Origin of the sequence: Pseudorhodoplanes sp. (genome assembly GCA_032027085.1) — a bacterium.
Classification (GTDB): domain Bacteria; phylum Pseudomonadota; class Alphaproteobacteria; order Rhizobiales; family Xanthobacteraceae; genus Pseudorhodoplanes.
This window is the reverse complement of sequence record JAVSMS010000001.1, coordinates 1235984-1260079: the sequence shown is the minus strand read 5'-3', so window position 1 is coordinate 1260079 and position 24096 is coordinate 1235984. Positions and strand designations below refer to the sequence as shown.

The window sequence follows — 24096 nt, the reverse complement described above, 5'->3', positions numbered from 1 at the left end:
AAATTGCGGCGTGATCCGCTCATTCTTCCTATGTCGAGCCTTGGCTCGGGCCGCGATTGGGGTGTGAGGCGGGGGAATGCCGGCCATCATAGGACTCTTGAATGTGGCCGGGTTTCTGGTGGTCGCGGCGCTGGCCGTTGCGATCGGCCGTCGGCCTGCGGGCACCCTCATTGTCTACGGCGCAAGCCTTGTCATTGCCGCCGTCGGGATTGTTACAGCGTTTGTCGCACTTGTGAGCGATGGATCAGTGGCGACGCTGGCCTTGCCCTTGGGTCTGCCGCTACTCGGCGCGCATTTCCGGGTAGATGCGCTTGCCGCCTTCTTCTTGCTGGTTGTCAATCTGGGCGGTGCGGTCGCAAGTCTTTATGGGCTCGGCTATGGCCGGCACGAGCGGTCGCCGCTGCGTATCCTCCCTTATTTCCCCGCCTATCTGGGAGGAATGAACCTTGTTCTTCTCGCCGACGACGCGTTCACCTTTCTGGTCGGCTGGGAATTCATGTCGCTGGCGTCCTGGGCGCTGGTGCTGGCGCATCACCGGGAATCCGGCAATGCCCGCGCAGGATTTATCTACATCGTCATGGCGAGCGCCGGCACGCTGTGCCTGTTGCTGACCTTTGGTTTGCTGGCGGGGCCGGATGGCGGGTATGCATTTGACACCATGCGGAGTCATCCTCCGCAGTCGGCGGTCGCGATCTCTGCCTTGTTGCTTGCGCTGATCGGAGCTGGCTCGAAGGCCGGGTTGGTGCCGCTGCATGTCTGGCTGCCGCTCGCGCATCCGGCGGCGCCCAGTCACGTCTCCGCGCTGATGAGCGGGGTGATGACCAAAGTGGCGATTTACGGGTTCATCCGCATCGCTTTCGATCTGATCGATGAACCGGTCTGGTGGACCAGCCTGATCATCCTCGCGATCGGCGCCACCACCGCCGTGCTCGGCGTGCTCTATGCCTTGATGCAACAGGACATCAAGCGCCTGCTGGCCTACAGCACGGTCGAGAATGTCGGCATCATTTTCATCGGCCTCGGACTGACCATCGCCTTTCGTGCCAATGATATGCCGGTGCCGGCCGCATTGGCAATGTCTGCGGCGTTGCTGCATGTCTTCAACCACTCATTGTTCAAGAGCCTGCTTTTCTTTGGCGCCGGCGCGGTACTGCATGCGACCGGCGAACGCGACATGGAGCGCCTTGGCGGCCTTGTTCACCGCATGCCGCGTACGGCTTTCGCGTTTCTCACAGGCTGTGCGGCGATCTCGGCCTTGCCGCCCTTGAACGGGTTCGTCTCGGAATGGCTGACCTTCCAGGCCATTCTGGTCAGTCCGCAGCTTCCGCAACTCGGACTGAAATTTATGGTGCCGACGGTCGGGGCATTACTGGCGCTGGCCGCTGCGCTGGCCGCCGCGTGTTTCGTCAAGGCGTTCGGCGTCACCTTTCTCGGGCGAGCGCGGACGCCGGCCGCGCAGAATGCGCATGAAACCGATCGGTTTTCGCTCGCCGCGATGTTCATTCTGGCGGCAATGTGTCTCCTGGCTGGAATTTTGCCCGGTGTGCTGATCGATCTCCTTGCGCCCGTTGTAGGCGGTCTGGTCGGCGGTCGCATGCCACAGCAGATCACAATCAACTGGCTGTCGATCATTCCGATCGAAGCAAGCCGAAGCTCCTATAACGGCATCATCATTCTCGTGTTCCTGATTTCTTCGGGTATGTTGACCGCGATGGTGATCCATCGCTTTGCGACACGCGCCACCCGGCGCAGCGCGATCTGGGATTGCGGCTATCCCGATCCGTCGCTGGCCACGCAATATTCCGGCTCGAGCTTCTCGATGCCGATCCGCAGGGTTTTCGGCACGATGGTGTTCGACGTGCGCGAACGGGTCGACATGCCGCGTCCGGGCGCCATGCGCGCGGGGCTTTTCTATGTGAAGATATTCGATCCGGCTTGGCGGTTTGCCTATGGGCCCGCCGGGAGGGCCGTGCTCACAGTCTCGAAGAAACTCAATCGCCTGCAATTCCTGACCATACGTCGCTATCTGACACTGGTCTTTGCGGCTCTGATCGTGCTTTTGATCCTGGTGGCGGCATGGCGATGATGGTCGAGATCGCGGCGCAAGGCCTGCAAATGTTTCTGGTGCTGGTGATCGCGCCCTTGATACTCGGCATTACCCGCAAGGTGAAGGCGCGCTTGTTGCGGCGTGTCGGGCCGCCGGTCCTGCAGCCTTACCGCGATCTCTGGAAACTGATGCACAAGGAAGCGGTGCTCGCGCACAACGCTTCGTGGATATATCGGGTGACGCCTTATCTGCTCTTTGCCACGACATGGGTGGCGGTCGCGTTAATCCCGACTTACTCGACCGGCCTCATCTTTTCCTGGTCGGCCGATATCATCGCTCTTGTCGCGCTCCTGGCCACCGGCCGATTCGCGCTCGCACTCGCCGGCATGGATGTCGGCACCGCCTTCGGTGGTATCGGCTCCTCGCGCGAAATGCTGATCGCCTCGCTTGCCGAGCCAGCCATGCTGCTCGTGGTATTTGCCGTGGCGCTGATCGCCGGCACGACGCAACTCTCCGCCATCGCCGACCATATGATTCACGGATCGGTCGGCCTGCGCGTGTCGCTCGGCCTTGCGGCGTTCGCCTTCGTTTTTATCGCGATTGCCGAGAATGCGCGCATTCCCATCGACAATCCTGCGACGCATCTCGAGTTGACTATGGTGCACGAAGCCATGGTGCTCGAATATTCCGGCCGCCATCTGGCCATGATCGAGGCCGCCGCCGCACTCAAGCTCACGCTCTATTTCTCGCTCCTGGTCTGCCTGTTCATTCCGTTCGGCATGGCGACGACCGACAAGACTTTCGCCGCAATGGCATTCGGGGTTGCGAGTTACGTCGCCAAGATTGCGATCCTCGCCGTCCTGTTGCCGATCGGAGAGACCTCGGTCGCCAAGATGCGCGTGTTCCGCTACCCCGTTTTTCTGGGCAGCGCTTTTGCCACCGCGGCGCTCGCCGTGTTCCTCTTGTTCGTTTCACAGGGGTTCTGATGTCCTCGCTGCAATTCGACGTGGCGCATTTTCTCGCTGGCGGCATGCTGGTGCTCAGCCTGCTGCTGCTCTATCAGGACCGGATCCTGGCAACCCTCAACGTCTTTGCCGCGCAGGCGATCGTGCTGTCGCTCGCGGTGGCCTGGCAGTCTTATGTGCAGGAAGCGACGCATCTGGTCGTGACCGCGGCGATTGCACTGATCGCCAAGGGATTCATTATTCCCACTGCCCTCAACCGCATCGTTCACCGCCTCGGTATCCATCGGGAAATCGAACAGGTGATCGGAGCAGGTCCGACCATGTTGACCGGGCTGGGGCTGATCGCGTTGTCGATTTTGCTGGTGATGCCGGTGCAGGTCGGAGTGAGTCCGCTGGCGCGCGAGGACCTGGCCTTTGCGCTCGCCGTTATCCTGCTCGGGCTGTTGATGATGATCACGCGGCGGAACGCGGTGACGCAGATTGTCGGATTCATGTCGCTGGAAAACGGCCTCATCCTTGCCGCCACCGGCGCCAAAGGCATGCCGCTGGTGGTGGAGATTTCAGTTGCGTTCTCGATCCTGATCGCATTTTCCGTGTTCGGCGTGTTTGTGTTCCGTATCCGCGAGCGCTTCGACACGGTCGATCTGAGCGCGCTTGATCGTTTGCGTCATGAGAGAAGGCATATCTCGTGATGCATCCCGTCGAGATCATCCTGTGGCTTCCGGCGGTAGCGATGGTGCTGCTGGTCTTCATCGGTAATTACCGGATCGGCGCCGCCATCAACGTCGTCGCCTCGGGGGCGACATTTGCCGCCGGCGTCGCCCTCCTGTTCGTCGACCGTGTGCGCACGGATATCTTCATCATCGACGACTTCAACATTTATCTGGTGATCCTGACCACGTTCATTGGTTTCACCACCAGCATCTTCAGTGCGACCTATATCAGCCACGAGTTGGAGATCGGAAAGCTCACACCGGTTTTCTTGCGATTTTACCACGCGCTCTATCAGGCGATGATGGCTGCGATGAATCTGGCGCTTGTCGTCAACAATGTGGGACTATTGTGGGTCGGGGTAGAGGTGGCGACGCTGTCCACTGTGATGATGGTCGGCATCTATCGCACGCCGGAAGCGGTCGAGGCGGCCTGGAAGTATTTCATTCTCGGATCAGTGGGCATCGCGCTGGCTTTTTTTGGCACCATCTTGATCTATCTCGTGGCGCAGCCCGTGGTTGGCGAGGGGCTCCCGGCCATGGCCTGGGATACGCTTCTCAAGAATGGCGCCGGCTTTGATGCCAAGCTGTTGTCGCTCGCCTTCGTGTTCCTGCTCGTCGGTTATGGCACCAAGGTGGGGATCGCGCCGTTTCACGCCTGGCTGCCGGATGCCCATGCCGAAGGGCCAACGCCGATTTCTGCCGTGCTCTCGGGTTTGCTGCTCAACGTGGCGCTTTACGCGCTTTTGCGATTCAAGATGGTGCTCGCGGCGAATAGCGAGACGCTCGATGTCGGCCTGATCATGATCTGCCTTGGCTTGATCAGCCTGATCTTTGCCGCCTTCATGCTCTATCGCCGCCGCGACATCAAACGACTCTTCGCCTACTCGTCGATCGAGCATATGGGCATCATGACTTTTGCCTTCGGCATGGGCGGGCCACTGGCGAATTTCGCCGGCCTGCTGCACATGACCATGCATTCCCTGATCAAGTCGGCGATCTTTTTCGCGGTCGGACATATCGCGCAGGTGAAGGGCACTCAGCGCATCGCTCTCATCCGCGGCCTTTCGGTGACGCATCCGGTACTGGCCGTGGGGTTGGCAGTGGGGGTCATCGCCATCGCGGGGATGCCGCCATTCGGCATGTTCTTGAGCGAATTCATGCTGGTTTCCACGACCTTCGCGCGCCAGCCGCTGCTGGCGCTTGCACTGGTGTTCGGACTCTTGGTCGCCTTCGGCGCGCTTGTATTGCGGATGCAGGACGTCCTGTTCGGCGAGCCGAGTGGTCCGACCGGAGGCGTGAAGGCGTCCTATCTGCCGCTCTTTATCCACCTGGCCTTGGTCCTGGTCGCTGGCCTCTGGCTGCCGGAACCGGTCGTCCGCTGGTTCCGCGCTGTCGCAGCGCAACTTGGGTGAGGACGATGGCCGACGATGCGCTGACGGAAATTTTGGACTTAGCGAAAGCGCTTGACGTTCTGGCGCCCTGGCCGCGGTTTGAAGTCGATTCAAATGCATGGACGCAGATCGGTCATCTCCTGAAGGCGGGGGACGCCGACATGCTCGCGCTGTGGTGCGAGCCGCATGCAGTCCATCTTGCCCTACGTGCGCCTGCGTCCGACGCATGTGTCGTGTCGCTCGCAATCTCTGACGGCTCGTTTCCGTCGATCGGTCAATTCCATCCGCCGGCGATCCGGCTGGAGCGGACGATCCACGATCTTTACGGGATCGTTGCGAAAGGCTGCCCCGATCGCCGGCCGTGGCTCGACCACGGAGCCTGGGAATTGCAGGCGCCGCTCGGCACGCGCCCATCGGCGCCCGTACGCGATCCAGCGGACTATGCGTTCTTGCCGGTGAGAGGGCAGGGCTTGCATCAAGTCCCTGTCGGCCCCGTGCATGCGGGCACCATCGAGCCGGGGCATTTCCGTTTCACCGCGAACGGCGAGATGGTGGCGCGCGTGGAAGAGCGGTTGGGCTACACGCATAAGGGTATCGACGCTCTTATGGCGGGCAGCGACATCGATCACGCGGCGCGCATCGCCGCCCGTATTTCCGGCGATTCGACCGTTGCCTACAGCTTTGCCTTCGCGCATGCGGTTGAATCGGCGCTCGGCGTCGAGGCGCCAGCGCGGGCGCAAGTTCTCCGCGGCGTGATGGCGGAATTGGAGCGCATCGCGAATCATTTCGGCGATATCGGTGCGATCTGCAACGATGCCGCTTTTGCGCTGGCGCACGCCCATTGCGGGATTTTCCGCGAGCGCGTGCTTGCAGTGTGCGACCGCGTCTTCGGCCACCGGCTGATGATGGGTTGCATCGTGCCGGGCGGCGTCGCCGCCGACATTTCGGCGGAAAACGCCGCCGAGATTGTTGCGGTGCTCGACGATTTGACGCCGCGCTTCGCCGAGATCGTCAAGCTCTATGACGATACGCCGTCGTTGCAGGATCGCACCTGCAACACCGGAATTGTCGGCAAGGAGCTTGTCAGACGCTGGGCAGCCGGCGGCTATGTCGGGCGCGCCTCGGGCCGCGATTTCGATGCAAGGCGCGACATCGGCTATCCGCCTTATGCCGGAATGAGCGTTGACGCGCCGGTGCTAGAGCGCGGCGATGTCGATGCGCGGGTCTGGGTGCGTATTCGCGAGGCCGAAGCGAGCATGAAGCTGTTGCGGGGATGGCTTGCCGCAATTCCCGCGGGACCCCTCCAGACGGCCTTGCCTGCGGTGCGCGAGCCCCGGGAAGGCTGTGCGATGATCGAGGCGTTCCGCGGGGACATTTGGTTCTGGCTGCGTGTGGCCGATGGCCGCGTTGAGCGTGCGCATGCGCGCGACGCCTCCGTGTTTCAATGGCCGCTTCTGGAAGCCGCGATCGAAGATAACATCATCGCCGACTTCCCGATTTGCAACAAGTCGTTCAACTGTTCTTACGCTGGGCACGATCTTTAATGCGCACGCTGCTCTTGCGATCGCTCTTTGCCCGTCCGGTGACCATCGGGGCGCCGTCGCCAGAAGACGCCGCGCTCGCCGAAGTCGGCGCGGCGCTGGAGGCACAGGCGCGCCGCCTGTTCGGCCGTTCGATTACAATTCGCGAAGTCGATGCCGGCTCCTGCAATGGCTGCGAACTGGAAATTCATGCGCTGAGCAACGCGGTCTATGACGTCGAGCGCTTCGGAATCAGATTTGCGGCCTCGCCGCGCCATGCCGACGTATTGCTGGTGACCGGGCCGGTTACCAAAAACATGAAAGTTGCGCTGGAACGCACTTATGCGGCGACTCCGAATCCGAAATGGGTGGTCGCGGTCGGCGATTGCGCCTGTGGCTGCGGCATTTTCGCCGAATCCTATGCGACCGTTGGCTCGGTTGAAGCCGTGTTGCCCGTAGACCTGCACATCAAAGGTTGTCCTCCGCGGCCCATCGAATTGCTCCGGGGATTATTGGCATTGCTCAAGAGCGCGACCAGCGGTTAAGTGTTCGCAGTTTCATTCTGATGGCGCGCCACAATGCAAGCCGAGGCGGAGCGTGACGACCGACAAAGACGCAGCGGCTGATGTCCTCGACTCACGAGCGGCATGGATGCGGCTCGCCGTCGCCGTCGTGCTGGGCACGATCGGCAGCGTCGGCATGTGGTCCTACGTCGTGGTGTTGCCGGTGATCCAGGCTGATTTCGGCGTCACGCGGGCGGAGGCGTCGCTTCCCTATACGTTATCAATGGCCGGCTTCGGATTTGGAAGCGTGCTTGTAGGTCGGGTGGCGGATCGCCTCGGTATTATGCTGGCTGGCATTATCGGAGCCGTCACGCTTGCCCTCGGATACATTTCTGCCGGTTTGTCCGGCAGCTTCACGCTGCTGGTCGCCGCGCATGTCCTCATCGGCTTCGGGGCGTCGGCGACCTTCGCTCCCTTGATCGCGGACATGTCGCACTGGTTTTTGCGTCGCCGCGGCATTGCCGTCGCCATCGCGTCGTCAGGCAATTATCTCGCCGGCGTCGTCTGGCCTCCCTTGGTGCAACATGCGGTGGGAGCTTTCGGCTGGCGTCAGACGCACGTCTGGATTGGCCTGTTTGCGATTGTGTCGATGACCGCGATTGCGATGGCATTACGCAAGCGCGCGCCTGTGCACGCCGAGTTATCTGGCGACAAAAACGGCTCACGCGCCAGCGATGCGCTCGGGTTGTCCCCGCGCAGCCTGCAGATCCTGTTGAGCATTGCGGGCGTTGGCTGTTGCGTCGCCATGTCGATGCCGCAGGTTCATATTGTAGCCTATTGCGTCGATCTCGGCTATGGCGTGGCGCGCGGCGCGGAGATGCTGTCGCTGATGCTGTTTTTTGGCATTGCGAGTCGAATCGGTTCGGGCTGGATTGCGGATCAGATCGGCGGGCTGCGGACGCTCCTGCTCAGTTCGGCGCTGCAGGCGTCTGCGCTGGTGCTTTATGTTTTCTACGACGGCCTGACGTCGCTTTACATTGTCTCGGCGCTGTTTGGCCTCTTTCAGGGCGGGCTGGTGCCAACCTATGCCATCATCGTGCGGGAATATCTGCCATCGCGGGAAGCCGGCGAACGCCTCGGAGTCATCATCTTCGCGACGGTCATCGGCATGGCGCTGGGCGGCTGGATGTCGGGCGTCATCTTTGACCTGACAGCGTCATATCAAGCCGCCTTCATCAACGGCATTGCCTGGAACCTGCTGAACCTCGCGATCGTATTCTGGCTGCTGTCGCGAAGTTCAGCGAAGCTGGCGCCGGCCTGATTCTTCGGGACCGTGCCGGTCCCGCGAATTACAACCCGTGCAACCAGAAGCCGCCGGGATATCCGGCGACGCCGCCAAAATACGGCGCGTCATAGTTCGGCGGGTAGGAGCTGTGCGGCCAGCCCAGATAATTGGTGCGGGCCCGCTTTACATAGGGTGGATACCACCACCAGGGATATGGATCGTAATAGTGGAGCCGCCCGGCATTGGCTTGCCGGCCGCTGCGCTGTCGCGAACTGAATTCATCACGATCCGGATTTTGGATGCCGCTCCGTTCCGCAGCATATGCCTGCATCGGAAGCGAGGAAAACGCGAGTGTCGTGGAAAATGCGAGAGCGATAAACATCCTGGTCATGCGCAATCTCCTGCCATCTGTCGCAATCAGTCGAGACGGTTTGCGAATGGTGCGCTCCAACAGGAGCAAGGTCAACTCGGCTATCGCGCGGCTGCCGGCGTCAGGATTGTTTGCGGCGCCGTACCCGTCTGGATTTGCCGGCAGCGGCGATAAGCGACGAAAGTTCGCGCGTGGAGGGAATACGCCGGTCCTTTGCGGTCGATTCGACTTCGTCGCGGGCGAGGTTTTCCAGAATTGCCAGCAAGGTCTTTCGGGTTGTTGCAATGTCGTCCGGCGCGACGTTGCGCACGGCGATTTCGTTGACCTCTTCCGCCAACGGAACGAGCTTGTCCTTCAATTGACGGCCTTTCGCCGTCAGGAAGATAAAGTTTTTCTTCCTGTTTCCCGCGAGCTGGCGCCGCGTCACATAACCCAGTCTTACCATGGCCTGCACGGCGGAGAATGTCGTCGGCTCCATCACGCCGGCCTGTTCGCTCAGTTCGCGCTGCGTCATCCCGTCCTTCTCCCAGAGAATGCGGAGAAAGGTCCAGTGTCCGAGCGAGACCGCGTGCTCGGTCAACCGCATCTGCAACGCGCGCAGCAATGCACGGGTCGCATCCTTGACGAGATGCGCGAGACGATCATTGGGTACGGCTTCGCGCCAATGGCGAAGAATGGTTTGCGTGTTGTCGGCGCTGGCGGAACGGCTCGTCATGCAATTCTTGCCTGTGAGGATGCAGGCGCAATCTGATGCTGCATCATGACATCCACTTTATCGCGATGCGACTGCAGGATGGCGAGGCATACTTCCATCGTGGCCATGGCCCATTCGCCGCTGTGAAGGGGTGGGATGTCGTGTGCAACGGCGGCATATAGCTCGTCGATCACCTCGGCGCGCGGAATGTGCGGCACGGGCGTCGGCTGCAGATACGCCTTGGTGTCTTCATAGATCATCACGCCGCCGGGTGTCGGGCGCAGGTCTGCCCGGTCGCAGGAGACGATCACCGTCCCGAAATGCTGGTGCGCGCGCGTTTGCAAGGCGAGTTGTCGTGTCGGGGCGTAGCCGCTGCTGCCATAATTTCTGGCGCTTTTGAGCGCGGCCTCTTCATCTGCATTTTTCGCTGACCGCAGGGCGGCGCGCGCGGCTCCGTATCCACCGCGGTCCTTTGGCAGCCCCATTTCGCCGATCCAGCCGCAGAATTCGTCCGAATCGAAATGCGCGAAGCCGCTGTAAGTCACAGTTGCAAACGCGCCATTGTCGAAAGTCAAGAATGCGGCGTAGGCGCCTTCGGTCGGCCGCGATTGATCCCAGGCGCCGGTGGCGGCGCGCACGCTGTGCACCCTGCCGCCGCCTAGAAGCCGAACGATGTCGATCTGATGCGCGCCTTGGCTGAACACCACGCCGCCGCCTTGCGCGGTGTCAAGTTCTTCGGGCCGGCGTGGCCGGTACATGTAGTCGGTGTAATTCAACGCGTGAATCATGCGCACATCGCCAAAGGCGCCGCTGACGATGACCTTGTGCGCATGCAGCACAGGTCCGTTGAAGCTGTGGCTGTGCCCGACAATGAGATGGACACCGAAACGCCGCGCCGCTTCAATCATGGCCGCGCATTCGGCCATGGAGATTGCCATCGGCTTTTCGACAAGGACATGTTTGCCGCAAGCGGCGGCTGTTTCGACATGTCGGGCGTGAAGCTGGTGCGGCGTGGCCACATAGATAGCCTCGACGACCGGATCACGGCAGAGGTCTTCGACGGTTTCATAGGTCTTTGCGTTGAAGTCCGCCTCGAATTGCCGCCGGGCGTCCGTGCGCGGGTCGGCCGCAGCCACGAGTTCAAGCCGCGGGTCTGCTCCGAGCGTCGGAAGCATGAGGGTGAAAGCCCGCCCCAACCCCGCAATGCCCAGTTTGATTTTGCGCTCGGTCACGAGCCGCGCTCTCAGCGATCAATAACAATATTGGGCGTACGCGCCCGCGAAACGCAGATCATGATCTGGCTGGATCGCTCCTGCTCGGTCAGGACCAGATCACGATGATCTGCTTCGCCTTCCAGCAATTTCGTTCGGCAGGTGCCGCAGGTGCCGCTCTCGCAGGAGCTGGGCACGTCGTATCCTTTCGCACGCAGCGCTTCGAGAATGGTGACCCCGACCGGCACTTCGATGACCTCACCGGATTTTGCGAGCGTCACGGTGAACGGCTTGTCGTCCGGCGTTACCCGCGCCGGTTCGGCGAAGGCTTCAAAATGCACAGCGGTTGGCGACCAATGGCCGGTCATGTCGCGGACCGCATGCATGAGCGCGGATGGGCCGCAGCAATAGAGATGCGCCCGATTCTTTCGTTCTTCGACCACGGGCCAGAGATCGAGCGCCCGGTTCGGATCGCCGCCGTCATGATGGATAGTGACGCTGCCCTTGAGCTCCGGCGACTGTAGTTCTTCGAGATAAGCCGTTGCCTCAGGAGAACGTGTGCAGTAATAGAGCTTGAACTGCTTGCCGCCGATTGTCCGGATGTGACGGATCATCGACAGGATTGGCGTGATTCCGATGCCACCGGCAATAAATACAAAATGCTGCGCGTTCGGCGCCAGAACGAAATCATTCACAGGCGCCGAGACGAGGCAGGCTTCGCCTTCGCGTGCGTCATCAATGAGGCTGACCGAACCACCGCGGCTGTCGGGCTCGCGCTTGACGGCGATTACATAACGGTCGCGTTCGGCCGGATCGTTGCAGAGCGAGTATTTGCGGATCAGCCCATTCGGAACACGCATCTGTATATGCGCGCCGGCCGTGAAGGGCGGCAGATCTTCTCCGTCCGGATGGCGGAATTCGAATTCATAGATACCGTCCGCAATTTGTGTCTTGCGAGTGAGCCGCAACGGCATGTCGGGGTCAGTGGTAGCGGCGTTCATGGCAGTTTCAGTTAGAGCGGCACAGCGAAGCGATCAACTCATGAATCCTTGCATCGCACAATAACGTGGCGTCTTGCCCACTCGACAGCGCAGTTTGGATGTTCTATAAATGATACTTAGAGACCTAAGATAATAACACGCGAAACGCAAGTCCGGTCCTGGAGGGCGCGCCATGATGACCGCAGAAGAAAACGATCTCCTGTGCCGAGTCGAAGGCGACGCCCCGATGGGGCAGATCATGCGCAGGCACTGGATTCCCGCCTGCCTCTCTGAAGAAGTGGTCGAGCCGGATGGCAAGCCGGTGAAGATCCGGCTGCTCGGCGAAGATCTCGTCGTCTTCCGCGACAGCGACGGGCGGCTCGGTGTGCTCGACGAGTATTGCCCGCATCGGCGGGCATCGCTTGCCTATGGTCGCAACGAGGAATGTGGTCTTCGCTGCCTCTATCACGGCTGGAAAATGGACGTTGAAGGCAACGTCCTGGAGATGGCGTCCGAACCGCCGGAGAGTGGATTTGTCGAAAAGGTCAAGATGAAGGCCTATCCGGCGTGTGAGGCCGGCGGCTTTGTATGGGCCTATATGGGGCCGCGCGAGACCATGCCAACATTCGAGCCGCCGGCTTTTGCGCCGACACCGGAGACGCGCGTCAGCATCGTCAAGATTCATGTCGCCTGCAACTGGGCGCAGATTCTCGAGGGACAGATCGATTCGGCGCATTCCTCGAGCCTTCATTCGTCCGATATGAAGCCGGCAAAGGTCGACGGCGCCAAGGCGGCGGATACGCATTGGTTGCGGCCATCGACCGACAAGGCGCCGCGCATGCAGGCGGAATGCACAAGCTACGGTTTCCATTATGCTGCAATTCGCCGCCCCATCATGAATGCGGCGACCCACGACTACATTCGCCGGACCGTTTATATCGCGCCATTCACGGCACTGATCCCGCCGAACAACGCCTACAATGTTGCGACGCTGCTGGCACCGGCCGATGACACCCATACCGTCTTCCATTTCATCGCCTGGCGTGAAGAAGGCGGTATCGACCAGGAAGCCTGGCGAAAATTCAACGTGGCGCAGCCCGGTATTGATCTGGATTGCAACTTCAACAATATCCGCACCCGCGAGAACGATTATCTGCAAGACCGCAATGCGATGAAACTTGGCAATTTCACCGGCATTCGCGGCATCCCCAATCAGGACATCGCAATGTGGGAGACGATGGGACCGATCGCCGACCGCACCAAGGAGAAACTCGGCGCCAGTGATCTCGCCGTCGTCGAATTCCGCCGCCTGATGGTGGAGGCCGCGCGTCAGATGCGCGATGGCGGTCCTGCGATCGGCACGACCGACCCGCGTATTCCTCATGCAAGCATAAGATCTTTCGAAGGCGTCGTGCCCAAAGGCACCGATTGGCGCACCTGCGGAGCCAGCATGGCGGCCTCGAAACAGCCAAAGGAGGAACGTGTCGCCTGATCTCAGGTGCTGATGCAAACGTAACGTCTCGCAAGAAGACGGCTCAGAGGGAGAAAAAAATGCGAAAGGTGGGATTCGCGGGCTTTGTGGCCGTTTTCGGCGTGCTCGCAGGCATGAGCTGCGCATCTGCGCAGGACAATTTGAAACTGGCAGTGGGACAACGCGGCAACTGGGACACGTCGATTTCTGAAGTTGGCCAGCGCGGCGGCATCTTCAAGAAGCACGGACTGGAACTGGAGATCGTCTATACCCAGGGTGCAGGCGAGACCCAGCAGGCCGTGATTTCCGGCAGCGTTGATATCGGTGTGGCCGGCGGCATCATGGGAGCGCTCAGCGCTTATTCAAAGGGCGCGCCTGTCCGCATCATTGGAGCGGAGACGACGGGGGCCGGTGATCTTTACTGGTATGTGAAGGCTGATTCTCCCATCAAGAGTCTGAAGGACAGCGCCGGCAAGACCATCGCCTACTCGACAAATGGATCGTCGACGCATGGCATCGTCACTGCATTCATGAAGCAATATGGATTGACGGCGAAGCCGACATCGACGGGCGGACCTCCTGGAACGCTGACGCAAGTCATGTCCGGCCAGATCGATATCGGCTGGGCGGCTCCGCCTTTCGGGCTCGATCAACTGGACCAGAAGCAGATCCGGATTGTCGCCACGGGCAACGATGCCGCGGCCTTCAAGGGGCAAACGGTGCGTCTGCTCATCACCACCGCGTCGGTGCTGCAGTCCCGGAAGGATGTGATCAACCGCTACCTGAAGGCCTATCGGGAGACGATCGACTGGATGTACACCGACGCCGGCCTGAAACTTTATGCTGAATGGCTCGGCATTCCGGAGGCCAAGGCGCGGCGGACACGCGACCAGTTCTTTGCGAAAGAGGCGCTCAATCCCGACCGCGTTGTCGGGCTCGACACGATCATCAAGGACGCGGTTGAGCTGAAATTTACGGCCAATCAGCTTACCAAGGAGCAACTCGCGGAGCTGATCCAGATTCCGCCCCGGAAATAACGTTCATACGGCATTCTTGGCCAAGGCGGATTGCGGCTGACCTCGCAATCTGCCTTTTCCACTTTGCTTCCGGCCCTGAACATCTGCTACTACCCCGCGCGCCAACAGGCTCCCGGACAGGGGGCCACCATCCAGCCGGGGACGCGGAATTGCATGCCTGAATCTTTGCGTGCCGTCTTGCGGTTCATCAGTGTAAAGATTGGCTGGCACCGGGTCGGCTTCGTCGTCAGCCTGAGCATCATCGTTGTCGCGGTGGTCGTGCTCTACAGAATGCTGCACGACCTCAATTGGGATGATCTGATCATGGCGTTGCGGGACACGAAGCCGCGGGATGTCATGATGGCCGGGATTTTTGTGGTGGCTGGTTATTTCACCCTCACATTCTATGATCTCTTCGCGTTGCGCACCATCAATCGGAACGACGTTTCGTATCCGACGGCGGCGCTGGCCGGCTTCACAAGCTATTCAGTCGGCCACAATGTCGGCGCCAGCGTTTTTACCGGGGGCGCCGTGCGCTATCGGATCTACTCGGCCCATGGCGTCACCGCCGTCGAAGTCGCGAAAATCTGTTTCATCGCCGGACTAACCTTCTGGCTCGGCAACGCCACGGTGCTTGGCCTTGGGATCTTCTACGCGCCGGAGGCAGCCAGTGCGATCAATCAACTGCCGCCATGGTTCAACCGAGCGTTGGCCTTCCTCACGCTCGCTGTTCTCGTAGCTTATGTGATCTGGGTCTGGATGGCACCGCGCACCATCGGGCGCAGCAACTGGAAAGTCACGCTGCCGGGCGGCCCGCTGACATTGCTGCAGATCCTGATCGGAATTGTCGATCTCGGCTTCTGTGCGCTGGCGATGTACATGCTTTTGCCGGACGAGCCGCATATCAGCTTCATCCTGCTGGCGGTCGTCTTTGTGTCTGCGACGCTGCTCGGATTTGCCAGCCACTCGCCGGGCGGTCTCGGCGTGTTTGACGCCGCGATGCTGGTGGCTTTGTGGCAATTCGATAAGGAAGAGCTTCTGGCTGGCCTGCTGCTGTTTCGGCTTTTATATTACATCACGCCATTCACGCTTGCATTGTTCATTCTGGGCGGGCGGGAGATCATGAAAGGCCTGTTCACCGCGAAAGTGCCGCCGCTGGGCAATATTGCGGCAGATGTTCTGGTGTCCGGCGGCAAGACCACGCGCGCCAGCGGAAAATCGCGTTCGCGCAAGAAGGGCGCATCAAAAGCAGATGACAGCCACTGACAACGCGAGCCGGCATTTATTGCCGCGGCGGCTGCAGGTGAGGCCATATCGCGCATTGTCGATGGCGGCGGCGGCCGTCCTGATCATTTGCATTCTGGTTCTGACAGGCTCTCTGTCCTTTGGGAAAGGAGTGCTTGCCCTTGCGCTGATCGCTCTTGCCGGGTTGGCAGGCGGCATAATCGCCAAGCGTCTTTCAAAGCCGGTCGGCATTGCAGAAAGCGGCGCAGTTCGCAGCAACGTCGACGCGCTCCAGGATTTGATCGCTGCGCTTCCGGACGCGACCGTTGTATTGGCTCCTGATGGACGGGTTGTCAGTTTCAACAAGCCGGCCAGCACGATGGCACCGGCCTTGCGGCGCGGCGATCCGGTCTCGATCGGGCTGCGGGTGCCAGAGGTCGTGGAGGCGATCCGCCGCGCGCTTGCCAGCAACAAGCCGGAGCGCATCGAGTTTGCCGAACGCGTGCCTTCAGACCGCTGGTCGGAAGCTTTCGTCACGCCGGTTCATGATTCGGCGAGTGCGTCCAGCGACCATCCGGCACTGTTGCTGCTGACCTTTCACGATCTCACGCCGATCCGGCGTGTCGAGGAAATGCGCGCGGATTTTGTCGCCAATGCCAGTCATGAGTTGCGAACCCCGCTCGCCGCCCTGTCGGGCTTCATCGAAACGTTAAAGGGGCCGGCGCGCAATGACACGGCTGCGCGCGAGCGCTTTCTCGATATCATGGAGGCGCAGGCGAACCGGATGGCGCGCCTGATCGATGACCTTCTGTCCTTGTCGCGGATCGAACTGGCGGCGCATGTCCGCCCGACTACGCCGGTGGACCTTGTGCCTGTGGTGCGTCAGGTCGTTGACGCGTTGCAGACGCTGGCGCGCGATCGCGGCGTGGAGGTCAGCATCCATGCTCCGGTCGAACCTCTGGTCGTGCCGGGGGATCGCGATGAACTGATTCGGGTCTTCGAGAATCTGATCGAGAACGCGCTCAAGTATGGCGGTGCGGGCAAGCGCGTGGATATCACGTTGTCGCGCGGCAAGGCCCAGGATGGAAGCGAGGAAGCCGTGGCGTCTGTCCGCGACTATGGGCCGGGCATTGCGGCCGAGCATATTCCTCGGCTGACGGAACGCTTCTATCGCGTCGATGTCACGGGCAGCCGCGCGCTCGGCGGCACCGGTTTGGGCCTTGCCCTGGTGAAGCATGTGGTGAACCGGCATCGCGGCCGTCTTTTCATTGACAGCAAGATCGGCCAGGGCGCGAGTTTCACAATCCGGCTGCCCCTGTTCACAGAAGGCATGCCGATCGATCAGAAATTGTCAGAGAAGTCAGCAATTTAGTCTGTCATCCGGCTGTCATCTGTCCGTCATAGGACCGAGACGAACACGCCCTAGGCGACAGAGGCGAGGCGGGCGGTCGAACTCGACCGACAGGACCACAGCCGCCCCACAGAAGGAGATTTCTCGTGAACACCAAGACCTTCGCCAGCGCCTTCGTGCTCGTGGCGGCCGGCATGCTCATTGCCGGTCACGCCGAAGCCCGCGACCAGATCCGGATCGTCGGCTCCTCTACCGTTTATCCGTTCACAACCACCGTTGCCGAGCAGTTCGGCAAGTCATCGGGAATGAAGACCCCGGTGGTCGAATCGACCGGCACCGGCGGCGGCATGAAGCTGTTCTGTGCCGGCGTTGGCGTCGGCCATCCGGATGCCACCAATGCGTCGCGTGCGATGAAGAAAAGCGAATTCGAGGATTGCCAGAAGAATGGCGTAAAGGATGTCGTCGAGATCAAGGTCGGCTTCGACGGGCTGACGCTCGCGCAATCGAAGCAGGGGCCGGCCATGAAGCTGATGCTCGGTCAGCTCTTCCTGGCGCTGGCCAAGGAAGTGCCCGGATCGGACGGCAAGCTGGTCGCCAACCCGCACAAGAACTGGTCGGACATCGACAAGTCGCTGCCGAACGTCAAGATCGAAGTGCTCGGCCCGCCCCCGACCTCCGGCACGCGCGACTCGCTGCATGAGCTGTTCATGGAAGCCGGCGCCGAACAGATTCCGGCAATGAAGGCGCTCAAGACCGCCGACAAGAAGGCGTTCGACAAGGCGTGGAAGACGCTGCGTGAAGACGGCGCTTATGTGGAAGCTGGCGAAAACGACAACGTGATCGTGCAGAAGCTCGAGGCCAACAAGAATGCCTTCGGCATCTTTGGCTATTCCTTCCTTGAAGAGAACGCCGCCAAGCTGCGCGGCGTGTTGCTTGATGGCGCCGAGCCGAACTACGACAACATCGCCGGCGGCAAATACAAGGGATCGCGTCCGCTGTTTGTCTACATCAAGAAGCAGCATGTCGGCGTCGTACCCGGCCTTGACAAGTTCGCGCTTGAATATGTGTCCAACAAGGCGCTTGGCGAAGATGGCTATCTGGCCAAGAAGGGTCTTGTGACGCTGCCGAAGAAGGACCTGGAAGCCGTGCGCAAGAGCGTCACCGGCATGGCTCCGATGCAGGCACCGAGCTCCTGAATATTGCAATCGATTCGACGGCCGCGAAAGCGGCTGTCGCTTTTCGGATCACTGCGTCTCTGCTGACGCTTGTTGGAGTGAGGCATGGGCCTCCTGTATTTTCTGGGACTGATTTTGCTGGTGGCGCTTGGCTATTATTTTGGCCGCGTCCGCGCCACGACAGCCGCACAAGACGCGGCACTGCATTCCCGCCCCGGCTATCACGGCGCCTATGTCGTTATTCTCGTCGTTGTTCCGATGTTGCTGGTGTTTGTTGTGGGGCGCCTGTTTGGCGACCACATCGTCAATACCCAGGCGCTGGCTGTTTTCGATCCCGCAATCCTGGACGATGACCTCCGGCGTGGGGCAGTGCTGCATGACATCGTCTCGCTCGCCAACAACCAATATTCCGGTGAAATCAGCCCCTCTCTGCGCGCCGCCGCTGATACCTATGCGTCACTAGACGCCTTGGTGAACACGATCATTGTCGCGGCGGGATGGATATTTGGTCTGCTTGGCCTATCTTATGCCTTGCGCGCGCTGACCGCAACGTTCCGCGCCCGCAACCGGGTCGAGCGTGTCGTCAAGGTGATGTTGTTCGGTGCGGCCTGTGTCGCCGTCCTGACCACCATCGGCATCCTGTTCTCCGTGCTGTTCGAGACGATGCGATTCTTCCAGAAAGTATCGCCGCTGGAATTCCTGTTCGGATTGCAATGGAGCCCGCAGATTGCAATGCGGGCCGATCAGGGCGGTTCGTCCGGCGCCTTCGGCATCGTGCCGCTGGTCACCGGGACGCTGCTGATCACCCTGATCGCGATGCTGATCGCCGGACCGATCGGCTTGTTCGCCGCCATCTATATGGCGGAATATGCAACGCCGCGCTTCCGCGCCTTTGCGAAGCCGCTCCTGGAAATTCTCGCCGGCATTCCGACGGTGGTTCTGGGCTTTTTTGCCGCGCTCAGCCTGGCACCGTTCATCCGCCACTGGGGCCAGGCGGTCGGCATCAACGTAGCCTCCGAAAGCGCTCTGGCCGCAGGCATGGTGATGGGAATGATGATCATTCCTTTCGTCTCGTCGCTGTCGGACGATGTGATCAACGCAGTTCCGCAATCCCTGCGGGACGGCTCCCTTGCCATGGGATCGACGAAGTCGGAAACCATCAAGCGTGTTGTTCTTCCGGCTGCACTGCCCGGCATTGTTTCCGCTTTCATGCTGGCCATCAGCCGCGCCGTCGGCGAGACCATGATTGTCGTGATGGCTGCAGGTCTTGCCGCAAATCTCACCTTCAATCCGCTTGAAGCGGTCACCACATTCACCGTGCAGATCAAGACAATCCTGGTCGGTGATCAGGAATTCGACAGCGCCAAAACGCTGGCGGCATTCGCTCTAGGCTTCGTCCTTTTCTTCTTCACTCTGACGCTGAACATGATCGCCATGCAGATCGTCAAGAGATATCGTGAGCAGTATGATTGACGTGACCGCGCCGGCAATACGAACGGTGGATGTGGCGACCGATGCGGCAAAGGCCCGCATCCGCGCTCGCTATCGTGCAGAAACTCGTTTCAAGTTCTACGGCATGGCGGCGATCTTCGTGTCAGGGCTTTTTCTGGTTGTCGTGCTGGCCGATATCCTGATGAAAGGATTGCCAGCCTTCACCCAGCACCAACTGGAGATGCAAATCAAGATCGACGCCGCCGAGATCGATCCGCAGGGGGCGCGCGACCCAGTCGTCATCCGCGGCGGTGACTTTCAGTTGCTGATCCGCAATGCACTGCGCGCGCAGTTCCCGGAGGTGACCGATCGCGCCGGCCGCCGGCTGCTGGATGGCATCCTTTCGTCCGGAGCGTCCGATCTTCTGCGCGAGCGGGTGGTCGCCGATCCTGCATTGATCGGGCAGACCGTATCCGTCCCGGTCCTGATTTCAGACGACGCGGATCTTTACTACAAGGGTCTCAGCACGCAGATTGAACGCGTATTTGGCCGCGGGACGGCGACACCAAGCGGGACGTCGGGCGCAATCACGATCCAGACGCCGACGGACGATTTCGCGCAGCGCCTGGCCGAGATCAAGCAGTTCCTCTCAGTCAGCGCGCGCGCCGAACGGCTGGAGGCTGACCGCTTCAAGCAGATTGCGGCGCGGGCCAATGCCAGAAAGAAGGAGCTTGAGTCTTCGCTGGCTGGTGCAACTAGAACGGATCGGATCGCCGGGCTTGAAGATCGTATCAAGGCGGCGGGCGAAGAAGCCGAAAACTTTCTGCAACGTGCGAAGCAGCTAGAGGACAGCGCCGCGGCTCTTCAGGCGCGCTTTGACGATCATTCGGGCAGTGAAACCCTGACGGCAGATCTGCCGAGTCTGCTGGTCGCCGTCAACGGCGGCTTGGTCAAGGCCAGCGAAGTTCACAGCAACGGTATCACGGGCGACGTTCTGCTGCCTCTGCACTCGGATGCTGAGGCCCCGCCGGAAAGCTGGCAAGTCGTGACCTTCGCAACTCCGGAAAGCAATCGTCGCGTTACCGATCGGGAGGTCGCGTGGCTGGAACGCCTGCGCGAATCCGGCATGATGCGAAACAATTTCAATTGGGCGTTCTTCACCTCCGGAGACAGCCGCGAGCCGGAGCTTGCCGGCATTCGTGGCGCCCTGGTGGGTTCGGCGCTGACTTTGTTTGTCACGCTCATTTTGTGTGTACCGTTCGGTGTCGCCGGCGCCGTTTATCTTGAAGAGTTTGCCCCCAAAAACCGGCTGACCGAAATTATTGAGGTCAACATCAATAATCTTGCCGCCGTTCCTTCGATTGTATTCGGTCTTCTTGGACTGTCGGTCTTTCTCAACTTCTTCGGTCTGCCCAGATCGGCGCCGCTTGTCGGCGGGTTGGTCCTGGCATTGCTTGTCCTGCCGACGATCATCATTGCTGCCCGGGCGGCATTGAGGGCGGTCCCGCCGTCGATCAAGGAGGCGGCGCTCGGTGTCGGCGCCTCGCATCAGCAGGCGATCTTCCACCACGTGCTGCCGCTCGCGATGCCGGGTATTATGACCGGCACTATCATCGGCATGGCGCATGCGCTTGGCGAAACCGCTCCTTTGCTGATGATCGGGATGGTCGCGTTCATCGTCGAGCCGGCAACCAGCATCACCGACGCTGCAACGGTTTTGCCGGTTCAGATTTATCTGTGGTCGGATCTTCCTGAGATCGCATTCCAGTCCAAGACCGCCGCCGCAATCATTGTCTTGCTCGCATTTCTCTTCGTGATGAACGGTATGGCCATTTTCCTTCGCAGGCGGTTCGAGCGGCGGTGGTGAGCAAGAAGAACAGGAGATGCTAGCAATGGATGCCCTCGTTCAGACCGGACGGCCGCACCATGCGCCGAATGTGTCGCGCCCAAAAATCACGGCGCGCGACGTCAACGTCTATTATGGCGAGAAGCACGCGCTAAAGAATGTTACGATTGACATTCCGGAAAACTCGGTGATGGCCTTTATCGGGCCGTCGGGCTGCGGGAAGTCGACCTTCCTGCGCTGCATCAATCGCATGAACGATACGATACCGGCCGCGCGCGTCACCGGAATAATCGAAATCGACGGTCATGATGTCTATGACCGCTCCCTCGACGTCGTGCAGCTTCGGGCGCGCGTAGGGATGGTATTCCAGAAGCCAAATCCATTCCCTAAATCAATTTACGAGAACGTGGCTTACGGGCCACGCATTCACGGTCTGGCGCGCAACAAGGCCGACCTCGACGAGATCGTCATTAACAGCCTGCAAAAGGCGGGGCTGTTTGAGGAGGTGAAAGACAGGCTGGGTGATTCCGGAACCGGGCTGTCCGGCGGCCAGCAGCAGCGGCTGTGCATCGCCCGCGCGATCGCGGTGGGGCCGGAGGTCATTCTCATGGATGAACCCTGCTCCGCGCTCGATCCGATCGCAACGGCGAAGATTGAGGAATTGATGGATGAGCTGCGGGAAAACTTCACGATCGTGATCGTAACCCATTCGATGCAGCAGGCGGCGCGTGTCTCGCAGCGCACGGCCTTCTTTCATCTTGGCACGCTTGTCGAGCACGGGCCGACGGAAAAGGTCTTCACGACGCCGGAGGATCGCCGCACGCAGGATTACATCACCGGCCGCTTCGGCTAGGCGCGGTGAAACGACGGGCAAGGGCATGAATATGATGGAACATATCGCCAAGGCATTCGATGCCGATCTTGAAGAGTTGAGCCGCATGGTCGCCGAGATGGGCGGACTGGCCGAGAAAAGCGTCGCTGACGCTGTCGATGCGTTGATAAAGAGAGATACGGGCTTGGCGAACCGGGTCATCGAGCGTGATGCGGCAATCGATGAATTGCAGCGCGAGATCGAGGAGCGCGCCATCCTGACCATTGCCAGGCGTCAGCCGATGGCGGTTGATCTGCGCGAAGTTGTCGGTGCGCTGCGGGTTTGCAACGATCTCGAGCGGATCGGCGACCTCGCGAAGAATATCGCCAAGCGGGTCAATCAACTGACTGAGGATCTGCCGCCGCAGACCATTATCCGCGGCATCGAGCACATGTCCGGGCTTGTTCTCGGGCAACTCAAGCAGGTCCTCGACAGCTACGCCACCCGCAATCTCGGGAATGCGCTTGCCGTCTGGGAAGGTGATGAAGAGATCGACTCGCTTTGCACCTCGCTGTTCCGAGAGATACTCACCTACATGGCGGAAGATCCGCGCAGTATCGGCCGCGGAATTCATATGATGTTTTCAGCCAAGAATATCGAACGCATGGGCGACCATGCGACAAATATCGCCGAGACAGTGCACTACATGGTCGAAGGTCGTCCGCTCGCTGCCGAGCGGCCGAAAAGGGACACCACGGCCTTTACACCGGCGCGAAGCTAGCTGGAGATATTTATGAACGGCCAGAGTGCGCAGATTCTCATTGTGGAGGATGAAGTGCCGCTGTCGCTGCTTCTGCGCTACAATCTTGAAGCCGATGGTTACAACGTTGAAACAGTGGCCCGCGGCGATGACGCGGACATATGGCTGCGCGAGAGATTACCCGATCTGATCGTGCTCGACTGGATGCTGCCAGGCCTGTCGGGAATAGAGCTGTGCCGCAGGCTGCGGGCGCGCCAGGAAACAAAATCACTTCCCATCATCATGCTGACCGCACGTGGCGAGGAAAGCGAGCGTGTGCGCGGCCTTGCGACCGGTGCTGACGACTATGTTGTGAAGCCATTCTCCGTTCCGGAATTGTTGGCGCGGGTGCGCTCGCTGTTGCGGCGTTCAAAGCCCGAGCGCATGGCCGACACGCTGACCTTGGGTGAAATCGAACTCGACCGTATCAAGAAGCGGGTGTCGCGGGCTGGTCGCGACGTCAATCTCGGGCCTACGGAATACCGGCTGCTCGAATATCTGATGGAGCGACCGGGCCGTGTCTTCACACGCGAGCAATTGCTGGATGGGGTGTGGGGGAGCGACGTCTATATCGACGAGCGTACTGTCGACGTGCATGTCGGGCGTTTGCGCAAAGCCCTCAATCGCGGCCGCGACATCGATCCGATCCGCACTGTGCGCGGATCCGGCTATTCCATTGACGACCGCTTCGGCAAGGCGGGCTAGCGCCTAGCCCCGGACTGGCCGTTTGTCGCGGCGTGCAGCCGGCGGCTGATAGGCGATGCGGCTGTGATAGCTGCAGTAAGGGACGCCCGCCACCGACTTGCCGCCGCAGAAATAGAAATCCTGCGTGGCCGGATCGCCGATGGGCCAGCGGCAGGTTTCTTCCGTCAGTTCGAGCAACGTGCGGCGCTGACCGAGAGGGATGATGTTCTCGACGGGGGCAGGCTCCGCTTCGACGTCGTAGTCATAGGCGTAAGCGAGTGCCGTATTGCCGCGCATGGCCGGCCGCGAAACCCGCAGCATGTGTGACTGGCGAGGCTTCCGCTGCCGTGGGGTGGCGGAAGAGGGACTCTTGGCGCGACCAGACAGGCCAAGGCGATGGACCTTGCCGATGACCGCATTACGGGTAATCCCGCCCAACTCGGCGGCAATCTGGCTCGCCGACAGGCCGTCAGCCCACAGCTTCTTCAGAAGTTCCACCCGTTCGTCCGTCCAACCGATCGTCATGGCCTCTCCCGGGCTCCCTCCGGCTGATTTCTCGGCAGAATCCGCCTTCCTCATCAGGCAGCCGCATGGGCTGGCCCAACGTGA

22 protein-coding genes are annotated in these 24096 nt (G+C 60.7%); 17 read left to right on the top strand and 5 right to left on the bottom strand.

The genetic code is table 11. The features are described 5' to 3' along the window. Positions 1-76: 76 nt before the first annotated feature. The 7 genes from hyfB (at position 77) to RO009_06080 (ending at position 8460) form a co-directional block, all read left to right on the top strand. Positions 77-2086: a hydrogenase 4 subunit B gene (gene hyfB / locus RO009_06110; GenBank protein MDT3684600.1), complete on the top strand. Its 2010-nt coding sequence runs from the start codon at positions 77-79 to the stop codon at positions 2084-2086. Further along, positions 2077-3033: an NADH-quinone oxidoreductase subunit H gene (locus RO009_06105; protein ID MDT3684599.1), complete on the top strand. Its 957-nt coding sequence runs from the start codon at positions 2077-2079 to the stop codon at positions 3031-3033. Before hyfB ends, RO009_06105 begins: the two co-directional genes overlap by 10 nt. Then, positions 3033-3704, top strand: a complete 672-nt coding sequence (locus RO009_06100) for a hydrogenase-4 component E (protein MDT3684598.1) — start codon at positions 3033-3035, stop codon at positions 3702-3704. Before RO009_06105 ends, RO009_06100 begins: the two co-directional genes overlap by 1 nt. Then, complete coding sequence (locus RO009_06095; GenBank protein ID MDT3684597.1) at positions 3704-5137, top strand: hydrogenase 4 subunit F; 1434 nt, start codon at positions 3704-3706, stop codon at positions 5135-5137. Before RO009_06100 ends, RO009_06095 begins: the two co-directional genes overlap by 1 nt. Before the next feature lie 5 nt (positions 5138-5142). Then, a complete protein-coding gene (locus RO009_06090) occupies positions 5143-6660 on the top strand; it encodes an NADH-quinone oxidoreductase subunit C (protein MDT3684596.1) in 1518 nt (505 codons plus the stop codon). Further along, on the top strand, positions 6660-7181 hold the full coding sequence (gene nuoB / locus RO009_06085; protein MDT3684595.1) for an NADH-quinone oxidoreductase subunit NuoB: 522 nt from the start codon (positions 6660-6662) through the stop codon (positions 7179-7181). Before RO009_06090 ends, nuoB begins: the two co-directional genes overlap by 1 nt. A 106-nt stretch (positions 7182-7287) precedes the next feature. Continuing rightward, positions 7288-8460: an MFS transporter gene (locus RO009_06080; GenBank protein MDT3684594.1), complete on the top strand. Its 1173-nt coding sequence runs from the start codon at positions 7288-7290 to the stop codon at positions 8458-8460. A gap of 28 nt (positions 8461-8488) precedes the next feature. Here the strand turns inward: RO009_06080 and RO009_06075 are convergent, their stop codons facing one another. The 4 genes from RO009_06075 to RO009_06060 form a co-directional block, all read right to left on the bottom strand. Further along, positions 8489-8815: a hypothetical protein gene (locus tag RO009_06075; protein ID MDT3684593.1), complete on the bottom strand. Its 327-nt coding sequence runs from the start codon at positions 8813-8815 to the stop codon at positions 8489-8491. Positions 8816-8915: 100 nt separating this feature from the next. Then, positions 8916-9509 carry a MarR family winged helix-turn-helix transcriptional regulator gene (locus RO009_06070; GenBank protein ID MDT3684592.1) on the bottom strand — a complete coding sequence of 198 codons (594 nt, stop codon included), beginning with the start codon at positions 9507-9509 and terminating at the stop codon, positions 8916-8918. Then, entirely contained in the window at positions 9506-10720 is a 1215-nt protein-coding gene (locus RO009_06065; protein ID MDT3684591.1) for a Gfo/Idh/MocA family oxidoreductase, read from the bottom strand. The genes RO009_06070 and RO009_06065 overlap by 4 nt, the downstream gene beginning before the upstream one ends. Before the next feature lie 11 nt (positions 10721-10731). Beyond that, a complete protein-coding gene (locus RO009_06060; protein MDT3684590.1) occupies positions 10732-11700 on the bottom strand; it encodes a PDR/VanB family oxidoreductase in 969 nt (322 codons plus the stop codon). A gap of 172 nt (positions 11701-11872) precedes the next feature. Here RO009_06060 and RO009_06055 point away from each other — a divergent pair, with 172 nt between their 5' ends. The 10 genes from RO009_06055 (at position 11873) to phoB (ending at position 23508) form a co-directional block, all read left to right on the top strand. Beyond that, positions 11873-13171, top strand: a complete 1299-nt coding sequence (locus tag RO009_06055; GenBank protein ID MDT3684589.1) for a Rieske 2Fe-2S domain-containing protein — start codon at positions 11873-11875, stop codon at positions 13169-13171. Between the two features lie 59 nt (positions 13172-13230). Next, positions 13231-14187 carry an ABC transporter substrate-binding protein gene (locus RO009_06050; GenBank protein MDT3684588.1) on the top strand — a complete coding sequence of 319 codons (957 nt, stop codon included), beginning with the start codon at positions 13231-13233 and terminating at the stop codon, positions 14185-14187. Positions 14188-14340: 153 nt separating this feature from the next. Then, entirely contained in the window at positions 14341-15432 is a 1092-nt protein-coding gene (locus RO009_06045) for a lysylphosphatidylglycerol synthase domain-containing protein (protein ID MDT3684587.1), read from the top strand. Next, positions 15419-16762: an ATP-binding protein gene (locus RO009_06040; protein MDT3684586.1), complete on the top strand. Its 1344-nt coding sequence runs from the start codon at positions 15419-15421 to the stop codon at positions 16760-16762. The genes RO009_06045 and RO009_06040 overlap by 14 nt, the downstream gene beginning before the upstream one ends. Before the next feature lie 173 nt (positions 16763-16935). After that, positions 16936-17937, top strand: a complete 1002-nt coding sequence (locus tag RO009_06035; protein ID MDT3684585.1) for a PstS family phosphate ABC transporter substrate-binding protein — start codon at positions 16936-16938, stop codon at positions 17935-17937. Between the two features lie 84 nt (positions 17938-18021). Further along, positions 18022-19389: a phosphate ABC transporter permease subunit PstC gene (gene pstC, locus RO009_06030; protein ID MDT3684584.1), complete on the top strand. Its 1368-nt coding sequence runs from the start codon at positions 18022-18024 to the stop codon at positions 19387-19389. After that, the gene (pstA, locus tag RO009_06025) at positions 19382-21214 is read left to right on the top strand and encodes a phosphate ABC transporter permease PstA (protein ID MDT3684583.1); all 1833 of its coding nucleotides are present in this window, start codon (positions 19382-19384) and stop codon (positions 21212-21214) included. Before pstC ends, pstA begins: the two co-directional genes overlap by 8 nt. A gap of 25 nt (positions 21215-21239) precedes the next feature. Further along, positions 21240-22046: a phosphate ABC transporter ATP-binding protein PstB gene (gene pstB, locus RO009_06020; GenBank protein MDT3684582.1), complete on the top strand. Its 807-nt coding sequence runs from the start codon at positions 21240-21242 to the stop codon at positions 22044-22046. A gap of 31 nt (positions 22047-22077) precedes the next feature. Then, entirely contained in the window at positions 22078-22785 is a 708-nt protein-coding gene (phoU, locus tag RO009_06015; GenBank protein ID MDT3684581.1) for a phosphate signaling complex protein PhoU, read from the top strand. Between the two features lie 12 nt (positions 22786-22797). Then, entirely contained in the window at positions 22798-23508 is a 711-nt protein-coding gene (gene phoB / locus RO009_06010) for a phosphate regulon transcriptional regulator PhoB (protein ID MDT3684580.1), read from the top strand. Positions 23509-23511: 3 nt separating this feature from the next. Here phoB and RO009_06005 read toward each other — a convergent pair whose 3' ends face one another. Continuing rightward, positions 23512-24012: a GcrA family cell cycle regulator gene (locus RO009_06005; protein MDT3684579.1), complete on the bottom strand. Its 501-nt coding sequence runs from the start codon at positions 24010-24012 to the stop codon at positions 23512-23514. Positions 24013-24096 lie beyond the last annotated feature (84 nt).